We start from the raw sequence: 19,264 nt of genomic DNA, 5'->3' as shown, positions 1-19,264 counted from the left end.
TTACTCCGTCGCGTTCTCGTTCGTGTCTTCCACGGCTGGCTTCAGCCGTCGCTGTCGACGAACCTCCGTGAGCGTGTCCTCCAGCGTCCCGAGAGCCTCGATAGCCGCGAGTTCATCGGTGATCTTCTCCAGAAGGCGGGCTCGCTCGATCGCGTCCGCATCGCCGGCGGTCGTATCGATTGCCTCGACGCGGAGCCGATGCTCCTCTTGCCACCCACAGTCCCAGCACGTCCGGACGACGTCGAGACGCTCGTCTTCAGCAGCATCGAGAACCGCATTGGACAGTGACGTCGACGGCGGTCGGTCCGGCCCGACCTCGAGCGTGACCGGGCCACCGCACGCAGGACAGTCCATATCCTACAGGATGCGCGCCGCGGTCATCAACATCAGGGCTCCATGAGACGGACTCACAGACAGGGCTCTCGAGGAGGCAAACCTGATACCTCAGGCTGGTCGTTGGGACGACGAACGTTCCGGTGACTCAGTAGACGATACTGTGCTCTCAAGCTGATACATTTCGGAAAGCAGGACCCCAGAGATGGCCCCTCGGCCTAAGAGAGCCGGCGACCTTCGCACACTGCATATCGCCTCTTTCTTTGGACGAAACCCGCGATATGCAAGGCGAAATAACGGCCTCAAATTGCAGAAGAATCTCGTCGGGCCGATTTGAGAGCGTAGAAAGTACCTCGACGAGCTGCCGACTCACCACTATTTCGCTAAAATTGCTCGACCACGGGGTAAGCGGGTGAAATTCGGGGAGTACCGATGTGAGCCACGAATGGCTCTGTGTCAAGAACGCCTCGCTGGATGGCTGCGCTCTCTCGGACCACACCGAAAGAAACCCCGATTCCGGCGAATTCAAGGCGTTAATCCCACTCAAAATTGCCCGACGGGATTTCGATATAAGAGAGACAGCACTACAATTCATCCTATCGATATCCTAAGAGGACACTCGTTCACAGTCCAAACTCGGTAGTAGACACGTACGGTGTGTTAACCAACAATTCGAATCAGAAACAGATTTTGTTGGTTAATAATTCACCCACTCTACTGTTTCCGAAGCTTTGGCTGTCTTTGTCCGTCCGACACAAGGCTTTTCGAGCGTCTCCGAGGAATCACGACTATGCGCCGCCGTGCCCTCCTCGCGACCGCCGCCACGTCCCTCCCCGCAGTAATCGCTGGCTGTACCAGCCCCGGTGGGTTGGGGGGAAGCAACGCCGCTGCAGAGGCCCCTACAGCACGCCTCGAACTGACACCGATTGCCGACGCGAAACTCCCAACGAAGGTCCTCTATACAGTCCGCCCCGCTGAAGGCAACGACGAAACGGCGCAACTGTTCGATCGGATTCTCGACGGTGGCGCGACAACGAAGGCGACACGGCCGCCACTCCCCGAACAGCAACACATCGCCTACCAAGACGACGTCTACGAGTTGGCATACGAGGTGATCGAGGAAACGCCGTCTACCAGGTACTCCGTGAAGGTGGATATCGTCACCGGCACGGTGACCGAGTCAGAGGCGATCCAGTTCGCTGCTCTCCCCGAAGCTGATCAAGAAGAATTTGCCGCCCACGGGCTCGCCGATGGTGATCCGGTGGGAATCGGGACGACGTTCCTCTATACGGACGCCGAACGCGAACAATCCGTCCTCGTCCCCGAGTCGGAGTACTCGTATATCACCTGGGACGACGGGGCTGAAGCCGAATGGGTCGTCGACGACGCGTACGACACGACGCTAAACACCTATCGTTACACGGCCGACCAGGTGGCGACGGCCGCCGAGTACGGCCAACAGATGCGCGAGCGGTTTACATTCGAACTTTCGGACCTTCCAGACGCCCAGCGAGAGATCGTCGAGACGACGATCGCAGATGGACCGTATGTTGTCGGGCCCGATGAGACACCGTCTGATGCGCTTGTGGCGCTCGCAGACCGGTTTCGCGGACACGAACAGGCCCACGGGCTCGACGAGGAGGGTGAAGGTGACCTGAGCGGCACGTATCTGGTTCGGTACCAAGGGGACGTGTATTGGACAACGCTCGTCGTCCAGCATAATGCGTTCCAGACGACATCAGCAAGCTGATTCGGACTATTTTACGGGCATCTTCATTTGACAGATGAGTTGATAGACACGATTTCATGGTAGTCCGATATGTACGGGGAACTCGGTCGGAGCACTGAAGTGGATCCTCGTCGCCTGCTTCGGGCATCAAGGGCTTAGCGACGCGATGCTTGGCGAATCGAATGCCAAGAGGAAATCGAGTCGTACTACGAGTCGCAGTTGGTCCGAGCCGTCGAGAGCATACTGGCACCTATTGACTGGGATCGGAACGACATCCGACGAGAACTCAACGGAACACATATAGTCGGTATCACGGACTGGACCTGACGACCCCTCCCCCCTTTTTCGAGTTGTAAACTCGTGACGGCGGGGAGGGGTGAACAGCAGGAGGGACTGCAAAACAGCCGATTGTGGCGGATATACGCGATAGAGTGGCTGAGTGCCTCATTTTCTAACTAGGAACTAGAAATGCGAAAGTTTATATCACACATTGCCTTACCATAACCGCACTAGAGACATAGAAAATATATCATCTAGCTCAGCTAGACGATTGATGTCTCGGGATGTAGAGGACAACTTCAGCGCATTCGTGGTTCTCATCCCGTGTATTATTGCGTCTCACCGCCTCTACACCAACTTTAGTCACCTCACCTCTCGTTACGCAACGGCTTGGATGGCCTGTTCCCCCGCGACTTACAACTCGAAAAAGGGGGGAGGGGGTGAAACATTCGAGATCACCAACGCGGCTTCCCCAGCAATCATGTCCGAATTCCGGCATTCCTCTCACTCGTGAACGGATTCTACGAGCGTCGTTCTTTCGCAACTATTCTGGCGCTTACTACTCGAAAACGGGGAGTGTGAGAAACACTGTATCACCCTGGGCATCATTCACAAAATCCGGATTATGTGGATTTTGCTCCGAGACCTACCTCGACTCACTTCTCCTTACAACGTGAGGGTGGGAGCATCGAACCAGGTGTATTACCGCCCCACATCTTACAACTCGAAAACGGGGGGTCCGGGTCATCGAGGAAGATCGACGACAGCGAGCTTCGTCGAACTGTTACAACTCGACAACGGAGGGTGATAGATTCCGAAGACGGTATCTGACTCATCCAGAGGATACGGGGCTGTAGTCGTTAGATAGCCTGTTTTCGCCCGGTTACAACTCCACAAGGGTCCATATTTTTATACCCAGAGTTCGAGGGGGTTCATAATGGGACGAGAGGGACGTAGAGCAGGATCGAATAATCCGGAAGGTGAGGAGGATCGTCAATCTTCTGCTGCTGATCCTGAAACTCCTGAATCGACGGATGAGGAGGTGGCGTCTTCTGGCACGTCACAAACGACCTTCGAAAACGGATCAGATCCCGCCGATTCGTCTCAAGATGCAACTAATGGCGACGGTGGCGGCATCTCAATTCGTGATCGGCTCCAAACCGAGTCGTCCGGCGGGGTCTTCGCGAACAAAGACCTCGTCCGGTCAGATACCATCATCGACGAGGACCGTATCGTCGGTCGTGACGACCAGCTAGGCCGTGTCGTCGACAACCTAAAACCGGTCCTCCAGAATGAAGGGATCCCGGATATGCTTCTGAGTGGTCCTTCTGGAACTGGGAAGTCGCTCATCATTCATGCGGTCTGCAAACAGATCGTCGAACTGTGTGAATCCCAAGGCAAGACCTTCGGGGTCATCTCAATCAACTGCGAGGGGCCGAAGACAGCAGATCGGGCTGTCTATCGGTTAGTCAAAGCTGCTGCCGACGACCTCGGCGTTGATCCTGGTGTTCCCCAAACCGGTGTCTCAACGGATCAGAAGCTGGAGCGACTGTACGAACTCATGCGAGAGTATTATGACGGTGTCATCTTCATTCTTGATGAGATCGATATGCTCGAGGGGCCGTATCAGGAAGCAGAGTACAATTCTCTCATCTACCAGCTTTCACGGGCTCGCAAACTCGCCGACTTTGATGGTCCCATCTCGCTCACGACGATCACGAACTACGCCGACTTTATGAAGGACCTCAACAGCCGCGCACAGAGTTCTTACAACCCTGACGACATCTTCTTTGATGATTACGATGCGAACCAACTCCGTAGTATTCTCCGCAACCGGCGGGACGCCTTCAAGCCAGACTCACTTGCAGATGACGTTGTTCCGCTTGTTGCTGCGTTCGGCTCCCAAACGCACGGGGATGCGCGGAAAGCGATTGATCTCCTCAGATGGGCTGGTGAATTAGCCGAGCGGCGTGGGGCTGACACGGTTATCGAGACTGATGTCCGTGATGCTCAGGAAAAATACACCGAAAATCGAAAACTTCGCCATATTAGTGGGATCTCCACTCAAAAGAAACTCTCCATCTACGCTGTGGCGGCCACTGCCCACTACGCAAGAGAACATCCTGAGTGGATCCCTGCTGGACCTGCGTTCAAGACGTATCAATTCATTGCCGATACGATGGATGCGGACCAGTACAGCCGCGAGACGTTCGTAAATCACGTCACAGAGCAGAGTACGTACGGTGTACTGGACTTCGAGCGTCGGGGCAAGGGGCGAGGCAGAGGAGTGCATATGTATTTCTCCCTCTCCGAGGATCCGGAAACGATCATGGAGACGATCCGTGAGGATTCCCGGTTCGAAGATCTAGCTCACGAGGAGGCGACTATCAGAGCGGTTGTCCGCGAACGGCTGAAGCAGTTCCGAAGTAAAAACTAATCTCGCCCGTATTCTCCTCACACTTACTTCTCGAAAACGGGGGGTGTTCGTATCCCGCGCGGTGCGTTACAACTCGAAAATGGGGGGTGTCATTCGTCGGAATGTCTCGTTACTACTCGAAAACGGGGGGTGAGTGAGCCAAGAGATTTGACGTGCCGGTCGATGTACTGTACTTTCCCTTTTCCCTCTCCCATTTACAACTCGAAAACGGGGGGTGTGTCCTACGATTTCTTTGTCGTCGGTACCATCGATGATGCGGAAACGGTGGAGAAACGACGGAAACGTGGGGTGGATGTCCTCTCCCTTCGAGTTTCAGTCCGGGTTGACCGGACCCATTCACACTCTGGGGGGTGTCGTCTGCGACGTCTCTAATGGTACTGAAAAGAACACCGGACTACAGTTCAATCTCATCTACTTGTCGGGATTCACCGGCCCCTTGTACTTCGACGTCACTGAATCGCCTTCCCGCCACTGCCAGTAGTAGTAGCGGTTGTCGTTGATCTCCTTGATCGTGATCGTCGCCTTCGCTGGCACGTCGTCCGGGAGGTCATCGGGGCGCTCCTCGATGTCGGCGTCGTCCGCCTCTTTCTCCTCGAGACGAGCTTCACGCTCCTTGTATTCGGCCAACGCCTCGGCGTAGCTGGCAACGTCCCGAAGATGCTCCGATGAGGCTTCGTTGAGAGTGTTGACGATCTCCGTTGGGAGGTTCGCCGGTGGGGTCGGGGGTTCGTAGGACATCGACTCTCTCCGTGTTAACCAACACGGACTCTCTATCCATAGTTTTGTTGGTTAAGGCGATGGGGAAAGCTCTTGTTCCTCTCTGTCTGTAACACTCCTCGAAACTTCTTTATATACAAGTTTCGTACTATGTTACACCGTGCTCCGGCGTATCGAACTCGAGGCCCTCGCCACGGTCGACCGCGGCGACACGATCTCCGAACTCGCGACGAAGCTCGACCACAGCGAGAGTTACCTCTCTCGTGCCGTCGCCGACCTCGTCGAGAAGGGGCTCGTCTACACTGAACGCGATGGCCGGCGAAAACGAGTCGTCCCGTCGGATGCTCGCGCCGTCGAACTCTATCGGGACCTCGTCCGCCAGCACTCCCACATCGAGTTCCCCGAGCTGCTGACCGGGAAGGCACTCGAGGTGCTGTACTACCTCGACCAGCCGCGAACCGTCTCCGAGATCGCCGACCGGAGCGACAACTACCGCAACACGGTCAACCGCATCCTCAAGCGGTTTCGCGACCGTGGGCTCGTCGGGACGGACGACGGCCGCTACGAGTTCAACGCCGACTTCGACCGCCTCCACGAGTTCGCCCGTGAACTCACACACCATCTCCATCGCCATCGCCTCGAAGCCGTTGCCCCGAAGGGCACGATTCTCTGGGAGGACTACGACGAATTCCTCCTCCAGGCCGAGATGGAGATCGACGCGGAGGCGTTCCACGAAACCGGCCTCGCTCGGTTCGCGGCCTTCGACCTCCAGTTCCTGCTCACCGGCCACCGCTACTACGTCTACTCCGAGGAACTCGACGCAGTCTCGCCGGCGGAGCTGTGTTGTCACACGCTGCTAATCGACGACGGCAGCCGCCACCGCTCGTACTGTCTCCTCCTGCTCAGCAACGTCGACGTCGACGATGAGGACCTCCGAGAGCAGGCGGCGAAGTATGGCCTCGAAGACGGAATCGACGCCTTGCTCCGCTACCTCGAGACGCACGGCGAGGTCGACGATGACCGGCTCCCGGAGTGGGACGAGTTCCAGAAGCTGGCGGCTGACTACGAGGTGCGACTATCCTGAGACCGAACTCCGTCGCCAGCCGTGGCGTCTGCCAGCGTCAGTTCGGGTCGTAGGGATTCGTTGCTGTATCGAGCCGATAGACATCCTCGATGGCGTCAAAATCGTCGTCAAACGTATACAGGTAACCGAGCCCTTCGGTTTGCATATACGCGACAATGCAGGCGTCGACGAAGGAGAGGGGTTCGTGTTGACGAAAGAGGGCCTTCCCTGTCGCGAGGGCGTCGGTAGTGAGCGAGTCAATGTGGAAGCGGGCGTTTTCTTCGATTCGATCGAGGAGATCGACGGCTGCGTCGTGGCCGGCGTGGGTCGTGAGGCCGTTGAGCGTTTCCGCGAGCACGTAGTCGAGGACGACAGCTTCCGGGAGCGTTCCATCGTCGATGCCGTGGAGCACGGGAAGCGCGGCATCGTGGGATCCATCCCGCCGATATGCGGCGGCAAAGAGGACTGTCGTATCGATGAGTGCCCGCGGCATTTACTCGACGTCGACGCCCCAGGCGTCGTGATCGCTCGTGACATCGGTCGGCTCCTCACCAGCGTAGCCGTCGAAGTCGGCGAATGTGCCCGGTTGCTGTTGGATCACGTGGACCCGAATGCTCCCGTCGTCCTCGAGATGCCAACGGAGCTGATCGCCATCGTCGATATCAAGTTCACGCCGAATCCGGGCGGGGATGTTTGCCTGGTTTCCGGACACCTTGCTTTCGGCGTCGATTCTGTCGCTGCTCATATCTCCCGGTACGTGACCGGCCGTGAAAAGTCTAGTGTGCCGCCACACTACCACGCACTCCAGAAGATATCGTTCTAGTTCGAGGGTGCTGGAAGGCGCCCATCCGGACGTGGAACACGACCCTGTTTTATTTCGTGATCGACGCGACGCAGATGCTTACAGCCGCCTTCGGGTGAGCGCTGCTCCCAGTCAGGACAGGTACACGACTCATCGATGACGTCGACTTCGTACCGGTTGCCGGACGCGGACTGCACCTCGTAGCGGCCACCTTTCGAGAGGAGCGAGACGTCCATCGCTTCGGCGACGGCACGCTTCGTGCGGGGCTCGAGATCGTCCTTCGACTGTGCGTTCTCGTCGACGACCAGTCGGTCGCGAACGTCGCCCGTTCGGCCACCGTCCGGAGCGACGGCTTCCGCAGGGCCACTGAGCCGCTCGTGGAGCACTTCCTCCACCGGATGGCCTTCCGGCCACAGATGACATCCTCCCCGGCGTTTACGCCGGGGTTTCCTCCGTGGGAGTCTCAGCCGGTCTACGACTCGCCGGAGGCAACATTCCCGTCACGGTGGACGGTACTCGGGTCTGTGCGCTGTTCTTTGGGACTTTCGTGAGGGTGTGGTGTCCCCGACCAGTTGTGGTCGTCCCACTCGAACCGCACGGGCCGTGCCATCGACCTGACTGCCTTCTCTGTGTGCCGCTTCAAGAACGTCTCTGACGCTGTGAGGTCGGCGTGCCCCTCGAATCCACACGGACACGTTAGTGTGTCCTGATGTCGTTTCGTTCGGTCTGTTGAACCGCACTGCGGGCACTCCTGGCTTGTCCACGCTTCCGACCGGACTTCCACCGAGATACCGTATTCCTCAGCAGTACATGCCAGCCGCTCAGTAAACTGCTTGAACGCCCAGAAGTTGTGGGTCTTGGCATTGGTTTCGACCGACCAATGCGTGTCCAGCACGTCGGTCAATCCACCGATATACACCGTGTCTACGCCGTCCTCGTACAGCCGTTCGATTAGGTCACGACACAACGCTTCCTGTGCGTGGTCGCGGCGGCGGGTTCGCTTCCGATACAGCCGCCGGATACGCTCGCTACTGTATCGGCCTTCCTGTAGCTTGGACTGTAACCGGGCGATTTCTCGCGTTGTCTCACGGAAGCGGTTGAACAGGTCCCGACCTTCGTACAGGTATTGGTCGCCGGTCGTGGTGGTACAGGCGACGAGATTGTTTGCACCAATATCCAGAGCGGCCTTCTCTGCGGCCAGTGGAGTCGCCCGTGCATTAGTAATAGTCACGGGTTGCGAAGCTCGGAAGGTGCAATCAGTCTCATCGTACCACAGGTCCAACCGGCCCTGCTTCTGGTAGTTGGGCCAATTCGGGTCGCCAACGATTTCCAGCCGGAGCCGCCCGGTATGGTCGTATCTGTCTTTCAACTCGCTCCCGACCAGTATCTCAAGTCGGGACCGCTCGCCCCACTCAACAGTGTATGCGTCGTTGCGAATGACGCCTTTGAGGACACGCCCATCGTCTTTGTTACCACGGAAGCCCGGCGGTTCCGGGTGTTCCGTAACGGATGTGTTCGACTCGTCGTGATACGCCTTCTTTGTATCGAAGAACCCGCGCCACGCTTCGCCATTTTTGCGTATTACCTGTTGGGTGGTGGACGCGCCAAGTACACCTTTGTACTTGCCTTCGAGACTGCCGGTGTCGGCGTTCCACACGTCCTCGTCCTCAAAGCCGTCTTCGTCGTTGTAGCGCATAAGGCGCTGATAATTGACCTCGTTCCAGAGAGCGGCGGAAGCGTCCAACAGGTCCCGTAGTAGTTGCTCTCCCGTATCGGAGAGGGGACGCACGGCGAACGTGTTGGTGCGCTTCATCAGCCATTTCCAGATATGCTCGTTTGGAACTTGAACGTCAGCCAACCACGGTGAAAGTAGAACCCAATCATCTCGTTGGAGACTCAAGACCAGCATTGACGCAATGGTTCTCATCGGAGCTTACGCGATTCACGCCCGCCGTGAACGGCAGGATTCTCTCGCTGTCAAAGATTGACCTCACGGCGCTCGCGATGGTCGTAGGAGCCGCACGCGGCTGCACTCCCGGTCCAAACCCGCCAGGTACCGAGCGCGGTCATCATGTCGACGATGTCGCGGGGAACCGTCTGGTGGTTGTCCGGGAAGAACACCCGGAACCGGGTACACGCCTCCTGCGGCGGGACAGTCTCCCACCAGTCTTCGCTGGAGCCCCAGCTGTCGAACATCGCCTCGTCGCTCCCGTAGCCGACGGTCACACCGTCGATCGGCGTCCAGTCTGCTGGGAGGTGTTCTGCCTCGCCTTCAAGCACCCGGAGGACGGCGTATCGGAGGTACTCGTGGGCTTGGTTGTCTGTCGTTCGAGCGATCTGGTTGTGCTGCTCGGCAACGTGCTCGGCTTCCTCGAGGACTGTCGTGAGATAGCGGTCAGTCATCATTCGACGGAGGTCAGAACGCGCCTCCGCCCCTCCGGGGGCGCTGAAAAACTTTCAGTAGCTGGTAGCTCGATTTCTTTATTTAGAATTGACTGTGGAACCGCTGATAGATACCTAGGCGTTGTACATATCGGGGGTAACAATCTCTTTTCAGCCCGATGACTTTCCTTTCAGTCCAGTGGATTCATGGCTAGGGAAATCATGAGCATATTCCCTTACTCACTCGTTCTCGTGCGACTCATAGCCGACGGCTCTGGGCCGACTCCTAACTGACTTATGACGCCGGGGGACCGGACTCTCCCCCGACGGTGGCCTCTGTCTCGGGTGCTACCTCGCCGAGCAGCCATACTGCGCCGCCGGCTGCGAGGAACAGGCCGCCGAGCGCGGCAATTGCCGTGGTCGCCGTGGTCGCATCGGCCATCATCCCGGCCCCAAGCGCCAGCGGCGTCCGGAGCGTCATGTAGAACATCGACACCGCGGAGAGCAGTGTCGCCCGTCCGACCCCCTTCGATGTGGTCGTTGATGTACCCGTTGGCAATGGGCTGTACCAGCGGCATCCCGGTTCGCATCGCCGCGAATGCCGGGAGCGCCAACAGCGCAACCCACAGCGGCACCACGAGCGCGACGGCCGTCACGGCCGGCACGACCAACACGGCCTTGCGGACGCCAATGCGGTCCTCGATCGTGCCGGCGTAGTAGCCACCCGACGACGATACTGCGGTGAGGGCGGCGTACATCACGCCAAGGCCAAGCGCCAGCGCCGCGCCCGCTTCGCCAGAGCGCGCCGCCGCGGTCGCACCATCTGCGGGGATCCGGACGCCGAACCCGGCGGCGTAGGGGGCGAGCGTCTCGACCGCCATCGGTTGGACGTAGGTGTGAGCGACGCCGACGACGGCGTAGAACAGCCCGACGTACAACACCAGTGACCGCAGTGGCGGTCGAGCCAAATGCTTGCGGATGACGGTGAGGGCTTCCAGCGGGCCGAGCCGGTCTGCTTCCGCGTCGTGACGGTCGGCGTACTGGCGGTTCTTCGGCAGTGAGAGCAGGGTAATGAAGCCGAGGCTGTTGAACGCGACCGCGGCGACGAAGGGGTAGGTGGGTTCCAGCCCGTACAGCAGGCCTCCCACGACCATCGAGACTGCTGCGGTCCAGTTCTGCACCGCGTCGCCCCGCCCCCGGAGATGGCTGAATTGCCCAGTGTCGAGGCGTTCGTCGAGGGTATCGTACAGCCACGCGTCCATGCTCCCCGAGCGGAACGTCAGCGCCACCGCCCACAACGCGTAGAGGAACATGTACCAGAGGAACCCCTTTGCGAGGACGAAGCCCGCCAGCGACCCGACGGTGAACAGCACACTGAGGAGGAGGCTCGCGCGCCGCCCCAGCCGGTCACCGACGTAGCCTGTCGGCACCTCGCCGACGACTGACAGCACTGAGTACAGCGCCGACAGCGCCCCGACCTGCGTGAACGTCAAGGACCGTAGGAGAAACAATGTGAAGATAGGCGTGATGAACCCGACCGACAGCGTGGCCCGGTAGAGGTAGTATCGGCGCACCAGCGCACGGTCGGACGGAGGGCCGAACATATCTGACCTGTCGCTCTACGACGACTAAAACGCTCGCTGGAGCCAATTTTTGTTTGGAGATTGATACGCAGGAGCTACTTACCGAGTCCGAACCCTCTGTTTCGAGATTAGAATTGAATGAAGAAACCTCGTCCTATCTACTACTTAACCAACAAACCGAAAGCAAGCCGTCCCTCTGTTGGTTAATTATTGGCGCTCTTATGTAGAACTACGGAAAGACCCTGTAGTTACACTGAGCCAGCCATAATCTGGGAGTATGTCTTCTGCTCAGCCGGCGTTCGGCGCGATGTTTCGAGAGCTGATCGAGTTGGGCATCGTCGAGATCGACACCGAGCCGCTCGATGCGGCCATCGAGCGGCGACTCAAGGAATTCTGGGAGAATACGTCCTGTCCACGGTGCGGGCACAGCTCCGTTCAAACGTGGTCGCATCTCGACCGCGTGTGGTGCCGTGACTGCAACTTCAAGCCGGTCTACACCTACGGAACGCCATTTCATGAGAAGCACCTCACCTGCGGCGAGGTACTTCTCGCATTCACGCTCTACGCCGATACATTGCTCAGTATCAACCAGATCGCGCCCTTCCTCGGGCGAGCCTACAAAACCGTTCACACGGCGATTCGGGAGGCGGAAGCCGCGATCCATCGCGGCTTCCCCGTCGTCTGGGGCCTCCTCGACCAGACCATCGCTGGACCGACGCAAGTCGACGAATCTGGCACAGTCTGCTCGGGCTACAAGGGACAAGAGCCGCCGCGAAGCAGTCGTTCTCGCGGCGGTTCGTCCCAAACTGGCCGCTCACGCTGGCGGGGCCGCCACGGTGATCAGCTGACGCTCGTCGCGGCGTGCCGCGACTCGCTTCGCGTGATCCGCGGCCAGCTCGGCATCGACTTCAGCGGTGATCTGGAACCAGTGATTCAGGAGGCTGAAGACCTCTCCCAGCCACTAGGAGAGGTTTGGACAGACGGACTCCAAGCCTACAGAGAGATGGAGCGTGACCACCGAACAGTCGTACACAAAGAGAGATACGTATCCCCCGACGGCGTCCACATTAACCAGGCTGAGTGCCTCTTTTCGCTTGTTCAACCGTGGCTGCGGAAGTTCCGCGGCCTGTCCAAGCAGGGCTTGGAACAGGCCGCTCACACGTTCGGCCTTATTCGGTCGCTAAACCTTGCCGGCGCATCCGTCGATATCATCATCGACTGCCTTGTTATGGGGGCGTTCCGCAGTTCTACATAAGAGCGGTCTCTATTAACCAACAATCGGTGAAATCACTCGCATATTGTTGGTTAAGGACAGAGCTTACCCCTCATCTTCACGCAGCTCTTCGGCCTTCCACTTGAGCCGGCGCAGAATCTGCGTTCGATTCTGGTGGGCGTTCTCGTAGGCAACGCACTCCTGGAGGGTTTCCATATCCGGAATCGTCGCGATACCGGCCTTGATCAGGCGCGTGTTCGGTGCTTCCAGACGCTTCTCTGGAGGGAATTCGTCACTCTCTTTGTCGTCAGTGGTCCCCATCTCGAAGAGCCTCCACCCCTATGGGGCCGACATAAACAACTCTCCGGACGATACCGTCCCATCTCTAATGGAGATAAAACCGATACAACGGTTACCGTAATGGTCATCCCACGCGAGTGTTTACAGGCACGTATGGACCGAAAGACGATTTCCGTCACCGGGATGTCGTGCAACGGATGCGAACAGAACGTGGAGACCGCCCTGCGAAACCTCGATGGTGTGAATCGGGTCGAGGCCGACCACGAAGCTGACACGGTCGACGTGGTCCTTGAGGAGGGGGCCTCCAACGACGACGTGAACGCGGCAATCGAACAGGCTGGCTACGACGTGGTGGCTTAATCGCCCGTCACTCGACCATCTCCACGCTCGCGTCCGTGCGTTCGTCGAGGGCGAATTCCGTGTTGACACCCTCGCCGGAGAGGAGTTGACCAGCGAAGCTGTTGGCGAGGACGGCCGAGACGGATAACACCATCGTAAGCATCGCGAACACCGGATGAACGAGTCCCGTGGTCGCGGCGGCGACGCCGACGCCGTTGAACGCGAAGGCTGTCACGAGATTCTGGCGAGTCTTCCGATAGCTCTCGTTCCCGATTTCGTAGGCGTCCATCACGCCACCGAGCCGATCGCCCATCAGGACGATATCCGCCGACTCAATGGCAATATCGGTCCCGGCGCCGATGGCAATCCCGATATCCGCCTGCGTGAGTGCGGGGGCGTCGTTGATGCCGTCGCCGACCATCGCCACCCGGTGGCCGGCTTCCTGCAGGCGACCGATCTCTTCGCGTTTCTCGTCGGGCAGAACGTCGGCCATGACGCGATCGATGCCGACCTCCTCGGCGACCGCGTTCGCGGTGCGCTCGTTGTCCCCGGTAATCATCACGGGCGTGATACCGGCGTCGCGCATCCGCTGAACAGTCTCGGTGGCATCGGCTTTGATTTCGTCGCCGATGCCGATCAGGCCGATTAGGTCACCGTCACGAACAATCCCCGAGACAGTGAGGCCGCGGCCCTGGAGTCGCTCGATGTCGTCGCGCCCATTCGATAGGTCGATTCCCTCGTCACTGAACCAGCCCGGTTTGCCGACCAGCACGTCGTCGTTGCCAACGGTTGCCCGGACGCCCTTGCCGGTCACGGAGTCGAAGGCATCGGGGTCAGCGTAGTCGACATCTTGCTTGTCAGCGAACTCGAGGATCGCATCGGCGAGAGGATGCTCGGAGAACGCCTCCGCGCTGGCCGCCGTCGCGAGCACATCACCCTCGTCGACGTTGAGACCAACGATCTCACTGACGGCGGGTTCGCCGACCGTGATGGTGCCGGTCTTGTCCAACACGATGTGGTCGACGTCCGGGAAGATCTGGAACGCGTCGCCGGAGCGCATCAGGATGCCGCGGTTCGCGGCCTTCCCACCGCCCCGGATGAGGGCCAGGGGAGTCGCCATCCCGAGCGCACAAGGATAGCCCAGCACGAGAACGGCCAGCGCTGCGAACGCCCCGCGCTGGACATTGGGGCCTGCACCCCACGCAAGCGGTGCGACCACCCAGAAGAGGAACGACAACCCGGCAATAGTCAGGACACCTGGGACGAAGTACTTGAGCACGCGGTCGGCGAGCTGAATGATGCCGGGTTTCATCGCCCGCGCTTCCTCGATCTCGCGAGCCACTTGGTTGAGGAACGCGTCCTCACCGGTCGCGGTCACCTCGACGAGGAGCGTGCCGGTCTCGTTGACGCTGCCGCCGATCACCTCGTCGCCTTCGGCCTTCTCCTCGGGGATGGACTCACCGGTGGCAACCGACTCGTCGACTGTGGATTTACCCTCGACGACCTCGCCGTCGACGGGGATGTTCTCGCCGGGCTTGACCCGGACGCGATCACCGATGTCGAGGTCGTCGACAGGGACCTCCTCGACATCACCGTCATCACTGACGCGGCGTGCCGTGTCGGGCTGGAGGTCGAGAAGGCCTTGGACGGCTTGGGAAGCGCGCGTGCGGACGATGAGGCTGGTGTACTCCGAAAGGATGTGATAGGTGGTGATGAACACGGAGACGGCGAAGAAGTGGACGGTCGGGAAGCCAGGGAACACGAACAGGCCGAGAAGCCCACCAAGTAACCCTGCGAACCCGCCCGCTTCCAGGAGAACGTGCTGGTTGAAGATCCCCCGACGCAAGCTCTGGTAAGCTTTCTCTTTGATGTATCGTCCAGGGCCGAACATCGTCCCGAGCGCCAGCCCCAGCGTCACCAGATCCATCGCGAGAGATGACGACTCGAAGCGTCCCATCACGAGAATCATCCACCCCATCAGGGCAGCGACAACGATAGATGCGCCGCCTGCGAGGAGGAGGCGGCGCTTCCCGTCGGCGAGTTCAGCCTGCTGTTGCTCGTATCGCTTCGCTTTGTCCGGGTCGCGGATGGTATAGCCCAGGTCCCGAAGCGTATCCTTCACTTCGACCTCGCTCAGAAGGTCGTCGTCGTATTGGACGAGAACCTCCTCATGGGCGAGACTCACGTCGACGTCCTCGACGCCGTCGGTCCGACTGTAGGCCTTCTTGATGCTCTCGGCACAGAACGAACAGGACATCCCTCCGACGTTGAATTGTTCTTGTGTCGTTCCCATCGTGGTCACTAGTTACCGAGCAATGCGGATAACCGTTACGACGAGAGTTATAGCGGTATCGAATCACTAATACTGCTATCGAGAGAGTGGCGTTACTCTTACTGTCGTCGTCCGCTTACATGGTCACAAGAATGGCGCTCCTCGAATCCGATGTGCCGATCCGCGAAGTTGTGACGACGGACCCGGAGAAAGCGAAGGCGCTGGAGAACGACGTCCGGGCGAAGATCCTCGACATGCTCGCTGCTGAGGAAATGACGATCGAGGAGATTCACGACGAGTTGCATCGTCGCAGCGAAAAAAAGGCGGAAACGACGGTGCGCCACCACGTGAACGTCCTGAAGGACGCCGGGATGGTGGAGATTGCACGGCTCGAGGAAGCTGGTGGTGGGACACGGAAGTACTACAAGTCGAATACGCGGGTCTTCTCGTACGACCTTCCAGAAAGTAGTGGAGAGCAACTTGCTTCGGCGCAGGACACGGCTCGTGAAGAGCTAGCTGCGCTGATCGAGACCCTCGCCGAGCAACACGGCGACGAGGTCGAGGCCGTAGCCAAGGAGATGAAGCCGTGTGAATACTGCGAAACCCAGCACTACGAGGAGTTCGTCGTTCGGGAACTGCTCAATCGCGCGCTCATCGACCTGAGCGAAACCGGGGAGCTCGACGGTCTCTTATCGACAGCCGAGTGAGCGATTTCGGGGCGAAATATCGCCTGCTCTGAGATATGGTGACTTTCTTCAAGACGCGTTACGACGGCTTATGAGCACCACCAGCAGCGGAGTTGATGATCTCTGGGAGCGTGGGGTGGATGTGCATCGTCTCGGCGATCTGTTCGGCGGTCGCGCCGAGTTCGATGGCGAGGACGAGTTCGTGGACGATTTCAGCACCCTGTTCGCCCACGACGTGCGCTCCGAGTAGTTCATCCGTGTCGGCATCCGTGACGAGTTTGACGAATCCCTCGGTCTCACCGAGTGCCTTCGGCTTGCCCTGGTCGGCGAAGTCCTGACGGCCGATGCCCACCTCGTACCCTTTGTCACATGCTTCCTGTTCGGTTAACCCGACGTGGCCGACCTGCGGGTCGGTGAACACCGCCCACGGGACGGTTCGGCCCTCGGTGCTGATCTCCTCGTCCTTCGCGAGGTGGCGGTACAGCAGGTCCGCATCGTCGCGAGCGGAGTGAGTGAACATCGGCGAGCCGCTCACGTCGCCGATGGCGTAGACGCCGTCGGCGGTCGTCTCAAAGCGGTCGTCGGTTGCGACGAACCCGCGCTCGTCGGTTTCGACACCCGCCTCGTTGAGCCCGATTCCAGTTGTGTTCGGCTGACGCCCCGCGGCGAGCAAGACTTCCGATGCCGGCGTCTTGACGGGTCCGTCCGGCCCGTCGGCCTCGACCACAATGTCGTCACCGTCCGGCACGAGCGTCGTCACGGATGTCTCGGTATGAACGGTGATCTCCTCGTCGGTGAACACGTCTTCGATCACGGTGCTTACGTCCGGTTCCTCACGAGGAAGGAGCCGGTCACCGCGCTGGAAGATGGTAACGTCTGCTCCGAACCGACTGTACATTTGCGCGTACTCGGCGCCGACGTAGCCGCCGCCGATCACGACCAGCGACTCCGGAACCTCGTCGAGAAACAGCATGTCGGTGCTGTCGAGCACTTCGACCTCGTCGAGGCCGTCGATCGGTGGTCGCAGCGGGCGGGCACCCGTGTTGATGACGATCCGGTCGGCCGTGAGTGTCCGGTCTCCAACGCGGAGTTCGTGGGCCGATTCGAAGACACCGTGTTCCTCCAGGAGGTCGATGTTCTCGTTCTCGTCGACGTTGTCGTAGGCACCCTTGCGGATGCTTTCGACGATATCGTCTTTCCGCTGGACGATGGTGTCCATGTCGGCAGTAATCTCGCCGTCGATATTGATGCCGAACTCTTCACTGCGGCGGGCGAGATTCGCGACTTCCGCACTTCGTAGCATTGTCTTCGTGGGGATACAGCCGCGATTCAGACAGGTTCCGCCGAGGAGGTCCTCCTCAACGAGGGCCGTTTTCATTCCGGAGTACGCACTCTTCATCGCGACCGGGAGGCCGGCCATCCCGCCTCCCAGGACGAGCAGGTCGTAGTCGTGCTCGTTACTCATCGGTGAACCCCTCGTTCTGAGTGGTGTAGCCACCGGCTGTTCGTTCTTCGTTGGTGGGTTTCCGTGCGGGAATCATCGTAGTCTCGAGTTCGGTCATAAGTTGGATAGTGTTGGTGGAATGGCGGTTCTATTCGACACAGCAGCTCATCGTCGAGGTGTCCCGGCGGAACGCCTGGCAGGCGTGTTTGAACGCCTCGCTGAACGTGGGGAATGGGTGGACAGTGTCGATGATGCCGTCGACGGTCAGGCCGAACTTCACGGCGAGCGTCGCTTCCATGATCATGTCGGCGGCACGTGGACCAACCATGTGGACGCCGACGATCTCGTCGGTCTCGTGGTGTTTGACGACCTGGACGAGGCCGTCAATGTTCTTGACGGCTTTCGCCCGCGGGACGTCCGCCATCTGGATAGTGCGGCACGAACAGGTCCCGTGCTCGGTCATGTACTCCAGTTCGGTCGTCCCGACCGCAGCGACTTCGGGATCGGTGAACACGACTGCCGGAACCGCACTGTAGTCGATGCTGACGCCCTCGTTGCCGAACGCGTTCTTGACGGCGTGGTTGCCTTCCTTGGCGGCGACCGTCTCCAGTTCAGGCTCACCGATCACATCGCCGGCGGCGTACACGTCCGGGTTCGTCGTTTGGAACTGCTCGTCGACGTGGATCGTGCCGTCGTCGTTCGTTTCGACCCCCACCGTCTCCAGGCCGATGCCCTCGCTATTCGGCTGGACGCCGGCCGCGACGAACAGCGCGTCGCCGGTAACTGTCTGCTCGGTGCCGTCGACGGTTGTTTCGACGGCGACGCCTGATTGCATCGCTTCGGCTCCACCGTCGCCAGCCGGTGCGCGAACGCGCTGGAAGTCGTTGCCGGTGATTACTTCGATGCCTTGGTCCTCGAACGCACGCTGCATCTCGCGACCGAGTTGCCCTTCCATCCCCGAGAGAACGCGGTCGGAGCGCTGGAGGATGGTCACGTCGACACCGACGCGGTGGAGGATCTGGCCCCACTCCAACGCGATGTAACCGCCACCGAGCATCACGATACTCTCGGGGAGGTTCCGTTCCTCGAGGATGGTTTCACTCGTGTAGTAGTAGACGTCGTTGAGGCCGTCGATGGGTGGCGCCCACGGTGAACTGCCGGTCGCAACGAGTGCCTTCTCCCCGGTGATCCGGGCGCCCTCGTCGGCGCCGTCGACGACCTCGATGGTCGTGTCGTCGACCAGCTGGCCGTAGCCCTCGTAGATGTCGGTCTCGAAGTGCTCGGCGACGTCGACGTAGTTTTCCTGCCGGAACCGTTCAACGAGTTCGTCGGTGCCGTCCAGCGCGGCTTCCCAGTCGACGGTCGGTTCGCCGTCGCTGTACTGGACCGCCTTGAATGGGTTCTCCTGTGGAGTGGCTGCCTGGTCGCCTACCGCGAGCAGATGCTTGCTGGGGACACAGCCGACGTTCACGCAGGTGCCGCCGAGCGGTAACCCTGTATTCACCATAGCCGTCGAGAGTCCTCGGCCACTTGCTTCGGTGATGGCAGCGAACGCGGCTGTCCCACCGCCGAGAATCACGAGATCATAATCAGGCAACACAGACATTCTAATACTCGTTGTGTCGTTTGAGCCTTTAATGTTCTTCTCTCAACGCTCACAATAGCCGTTCCGTGTCCTCTATTTT

At 59.6% G+C, this 19,264-nt stretch carries 15 protein-coding genes and 3 pseudogenes; 6 read left to right on the top strand and 12 right to left on the bottom strand.

The features are described from left to right. Positions 1-354: a DUF8105 family protein gene (locus M0R89_RS22295; RefSeq protein WP_248653015.1), complete on the bottom strand. Its 354-nt coding sequence runs from the start codon at positions 352-354 to the stop codon at positions 1-3. Positions 355-1,123: 769 nt separating this feature from the next. Here M0R89_RS22295 and M0R89_RS22290 point away from each other — a divergent pair. Both M0R89_RS22290 and M0R89_RS22285 read left to right on the top strand, forming a co-directional pair. Beyond that, positions 1,124-2,083, top strand: coding sequence for a hypothetical protein (locus M0R89_RS22290; RefSeq protein WP_248653014.1), 960 nt, complete (start codon positions 1,124-1,126; stop codon positions 2,081-2,083). A gap of 1,195 nt (positions 2,084-3,278) precedes the next feature. Next, positions 3,279-4,778 carry a Cdc6/Cdc18 family protein gene (locus M0R89_RS22285; protein WP_248653013.1) on the top strand — a complete coding sequence of 500 codons (1,500 nt, stop codon included), beginning with the start codon at positions 3,279-3,281 and terminating at the stop codon, positions 4,776-4,778. Between the two features lie 411 nt (positions 4,779-5,189). On the opposite strand, the gene M0R89_RS22280 is transcribed toward M0R89_RS22285, so the two are convergent. Continuing rightward, the gene (locus M0R89_RS22280; protein ID WP_121564767.1) at positions 5,190-5,516 is read right to left on the bottom strand and encodes a DUF6788 family protein; all 327 of its coding nucleotides are present in this window, start codon (positions 5,514-5,516) and stop codon (positions 5,190-5,192) included. 139 nt (positions 5,517-5,655) lie between these two features. On the opposite strand from M0R89_RS22280, the gene M0R89_RS22275 reads away from it, so the two are divergent. Further along, positions 5,656-6,579, top strand: coding sequence for a helix-turn-helix transcriptional regulator (locus M0R89_RS22275; RefSeq protein WP_248653012.1), 924 nt, complete (start codon positions 5,656-5,658; stop codon positions 6,577-6,579). Positions 6,580-6,616: 37 nt separating this feature from the next. On the opposite strand, the gene M0R89_RS22270 is transcribed toward M0R89_RS22275, so the two are convergent. The 6 genes and pseudogenes from M0R89_RS22270 to M0R89_RS22245 form a co-directional block, all read right to left on the bottom strand. Then, a complete protein-coding gene (locus tag M0R89_RS22270) occupies positions 6,617-7,051 on the bottom strand; it encodes a PIN domain-containing protein (protein WP_248653011.1) in 435 nt (144 codons plus the stop codon). Then, positions 7,052-7,303 carry an AbrB/MazE/SpoVT family DNA-binding domain-containing protein gene (locus M0R89_RS22265; RefSeq protein ID WP_248653010.1) on the bottom strand — a complete coding sequence of 84 codons (252 nt, stop codon included), beginning with the start codon at positions 7,301-7,303 and terminating at the stop codon, positions 7,052-7,054. 74 nt (positions 7,304-7,377) lie between these two features. Continuing rightward, positions 7,378-7,785, bottom strand: a pseudogene (locus M0R89_RS22260) (hypothetical protein); the annotation flags it as partial. A 47-nt stretch (positions 7,786-7,832) separates the two neighbouring features. Next, positions 7,833-9,173, bottom strand: coding sequence for an RNA-guided endonuclease InsQ/TnpB family protein (locus M0R89_RS22255; RefSeq protein WP_248653009.1), 1,341 nt, complete (start codon positions 9,171-9,173; stop codon positions 7,833-7,835). Between the two features lie 170 nt (positions 9,174-9,343). After that, positions 9,344-9,763, bottom strand: a pseudogene (locus M0R89_RS22250) (hypothetical protein); the annotation flags it as partial. A 274-nt stretch (positions 9,764-10,037) separates the two neighbouring features. Beyond that, a pseudogene (locus M0R89_RS22245) lies at positions 10,038-11,346 on the bottom strand (MFS transporter). 256 nt (positions 11,347-11,602) lie between these two features. On the opposite strand from M0R89_RS22245, the gene M0R89_RS22240 reads away from it, so the two are divergent. Continuing rightward, a complete protein-coding gene (locus M0R89_RS22240) occupies positions 11,603-12,580 on the top strand; it encodes an IS1595 family transposase (protein ID WP_248652742.1) in 978 nt (325 codons plus the stop codon). Positions 12,581-12,643: 63 nt separating this feature from the next. Here M0R89_RS22240 and M0R89_RS22235 read toward each other — a convergent pair whose 3' ends face one another. Continuing rightward, positions 12,644-12,859: a DUF8129 domain-containing protein gene (locus M0R89_RS22235; RefSeq protein ID WP_248653008.1), complete on the bottom strand. Its 216-nt coding sequence runs from the start codon at positions 12,857-12,859 to the stop codon at positions 12,644-12,646. Positions 12,860-12,991: 132 nt separating this feature from the next. On the opposite strand from M0R89_RS22235, the gene M0R89_RS22230 reads away from it, so the two are divergent. Beyond that, positions 12,992-13,198, top strand: coding sequence for a heavy-metal-associated domain-containing protein (locus tag M0R89_RS22230; RefSeq protein ID WP_248653007.1), 207 nt, complete (start codon positions 12,992-12,994; stop codon positions 13,196-13,198). Positions 13,199-13,205: 7 nt separating this feature from the next. Here the strand turns inward: M0R89_RS22230 and M0R89_RS22225 are convergent, their stop codons facing one another. Beyond that, entirely contained in the window at positions 13,206-15,470 is a 2,265-nt protein-coding gene (locus M0R89_RS22225) for a heavy metal translocating P-type ATPase (protein WP_248653006.1), read from the bottom strand. A gap of 131 nt (positions 15,471-15,601) precedes the next feature. Here M0R89_RS22225 and M0R89_RS22220 point away from each other — a divergent pair, with 131 nt between their 5' ends. After that, positions 15,602-16,156 carry an ArsR/SmtB family transcription factor gene (locus M0R89_RS22220; RefSeq protein ID WP_248653005.1) on the top strand — a complete coding sequence of 185 codons (555 nt, stop codon included), beginning with the start codon at positions 15,602-15,604 and terminating at the stop codon, positions 16,154-16,156. Positions 16,157-16,214: 58 nt separating this feature from the next. Here M0R89_RS22220 and lpdA read toward each other — a convergent pair whose 3' ends face one another. Next, entirely contained in the window at positions 16,215-17,600 is a 1,386-nt protein-coding gene (gene lpdA, locus M0R89_RS22215) for a dihydrolipoyl dehydrogenase (protein ID WP_248653004.1), read from the bottom strand. A gap of 127 nt (positions 17,601-17,727) precedes the next feature. Continuing rightward, entirely contained in the window at positions 17,728-19,185 is a 1,458-nt protein-coding gene (merA, locus tag M0R89_RS22210) for a mercury(II) reductase (RefSeq protein WP_248653003.1), read from the bottom strand. Positions 19,186-19,264 lie beyond the last annotated feature (79 nt).

Source organism: Halorussus limi, assembly GCF_023238205.1.
Taxonomy (GTDB): Archaea; Halobacteriota; Halobacteria; order Halobacteriales; family Haladaptataceae; genus Halorussus; species Halorussus limi.
The sequence above is the reverse complement of the archived record's forward strand: the minus strand, read 5'-3'. Positions and strand labels throughout refer to the sequence as shown.

What these genes read in the sequence shown, in the direction of transcription:
- M0R89_RS22295 (WP_248653015.1), bottom strand. Translation starts at nt 354, where the DNA reads ATGGACTGTCCTGCGTGCGGTGGCCCGGTCACGCTCGAGGTCGGGCCG.
- M0R89_RS22290 (WP_248653014.1), top strand. Translation starts at nt 1,124, where the DNA reads ATGCGCCGCCGTGCCCTCCTCGCGACCGCCGCCACGTCCCTCCCCGCA.
- M0R89_RS22285 (WP_248653013.1), top strand. Translation starts at nt 3,279, where the DNA reads ATGGGACGAGAGGGACGTAGAGCAGGATCGAATAATCCGGAAGGTGAG.
- M0R89_RS22280 (WP_121564767.1), bottom strand. Translation starts at nt 5,516, where the DNA reads ATGTCCTACGAACCCCCGACCCCACCGGCGAACCTCCCAACGGAGATC.
- M0R89_RS22270 (WP_248653011.1), bottom strand. Translation starts at nt 7,051, where the DNA reads ATGCCGCGGGCACTCATCGATACGACAGTCCTCTTTGCCGCCGCATAT.
- M0R89_RS22265 (WP_248653010.1), bottom strand. Translation starts at nt 7,303, where the DNA reads ATGAGCAGCGACAGAATCGACGCCGAAAGCAAGGTGTCCGGAAACCAG.
- M0R89_RS22255 (WP_248653009.1), bottom strand. Translation starts at nt 9,173, where the DNA reads ATGAAGCGCACCAACACGTTCGCCGTGCGTCCCCTCTCCGATACGGGA.
- M0R89_RS22240 (WP_248652742.1), top strand. Translation starts at nt 11,603, where the DNA reads ATGTCTTCTGCTCAGCCGGCGTTCGGCGCGATGTTTCGAGAGCTGATC.
- M0R89_RS22235 (WP_248653008.1), bottom strand. Translation starts at nt 12,859, where the DNA reads ATGGGGACCACTGACGACAAAGAGAGTGACGAATTCCCTCCAGAGAAG.
- M0R89_RS22230 (WP_248653007.1), top strand. Translation starts at nt 12,992, where the DNA reads ATGGACCGAAAGACGATTTCCGTCACCGGGATGTCGTGCAACGGATGC.
- M0R89_RS22225 (WP_248653006.1), bottom strand. Translation starts at nt 15,470, where the DNA reads ATGGGAACGACACAAGAACAATTCAACGTCGGAGGGATGTCCTGTTCG.
- M0R89_RS22220 (WP_248653005.1), top strand. Translation starts at nt 15,602, where the DNA reads ATGGCGCTCCTCGAATCCGATGTGCCGATCCGCGAAGTTGTGACGACG.
- lpdA (WP_248653004.1), bottom strand. Translation starts at nt 17,600, where the DNA reads ATGAGTAACGAGCACGACTACGACCTGCTCGTCCTGGGAGGCGGGATG.
- merA (WP_248653003.1), bottom strand. Translation starts at nt 19,185, where the DNA reads ATGTCTGTGTTGCCTGATTATGATCTCGTGATTCTCGGCGGTGGGACA.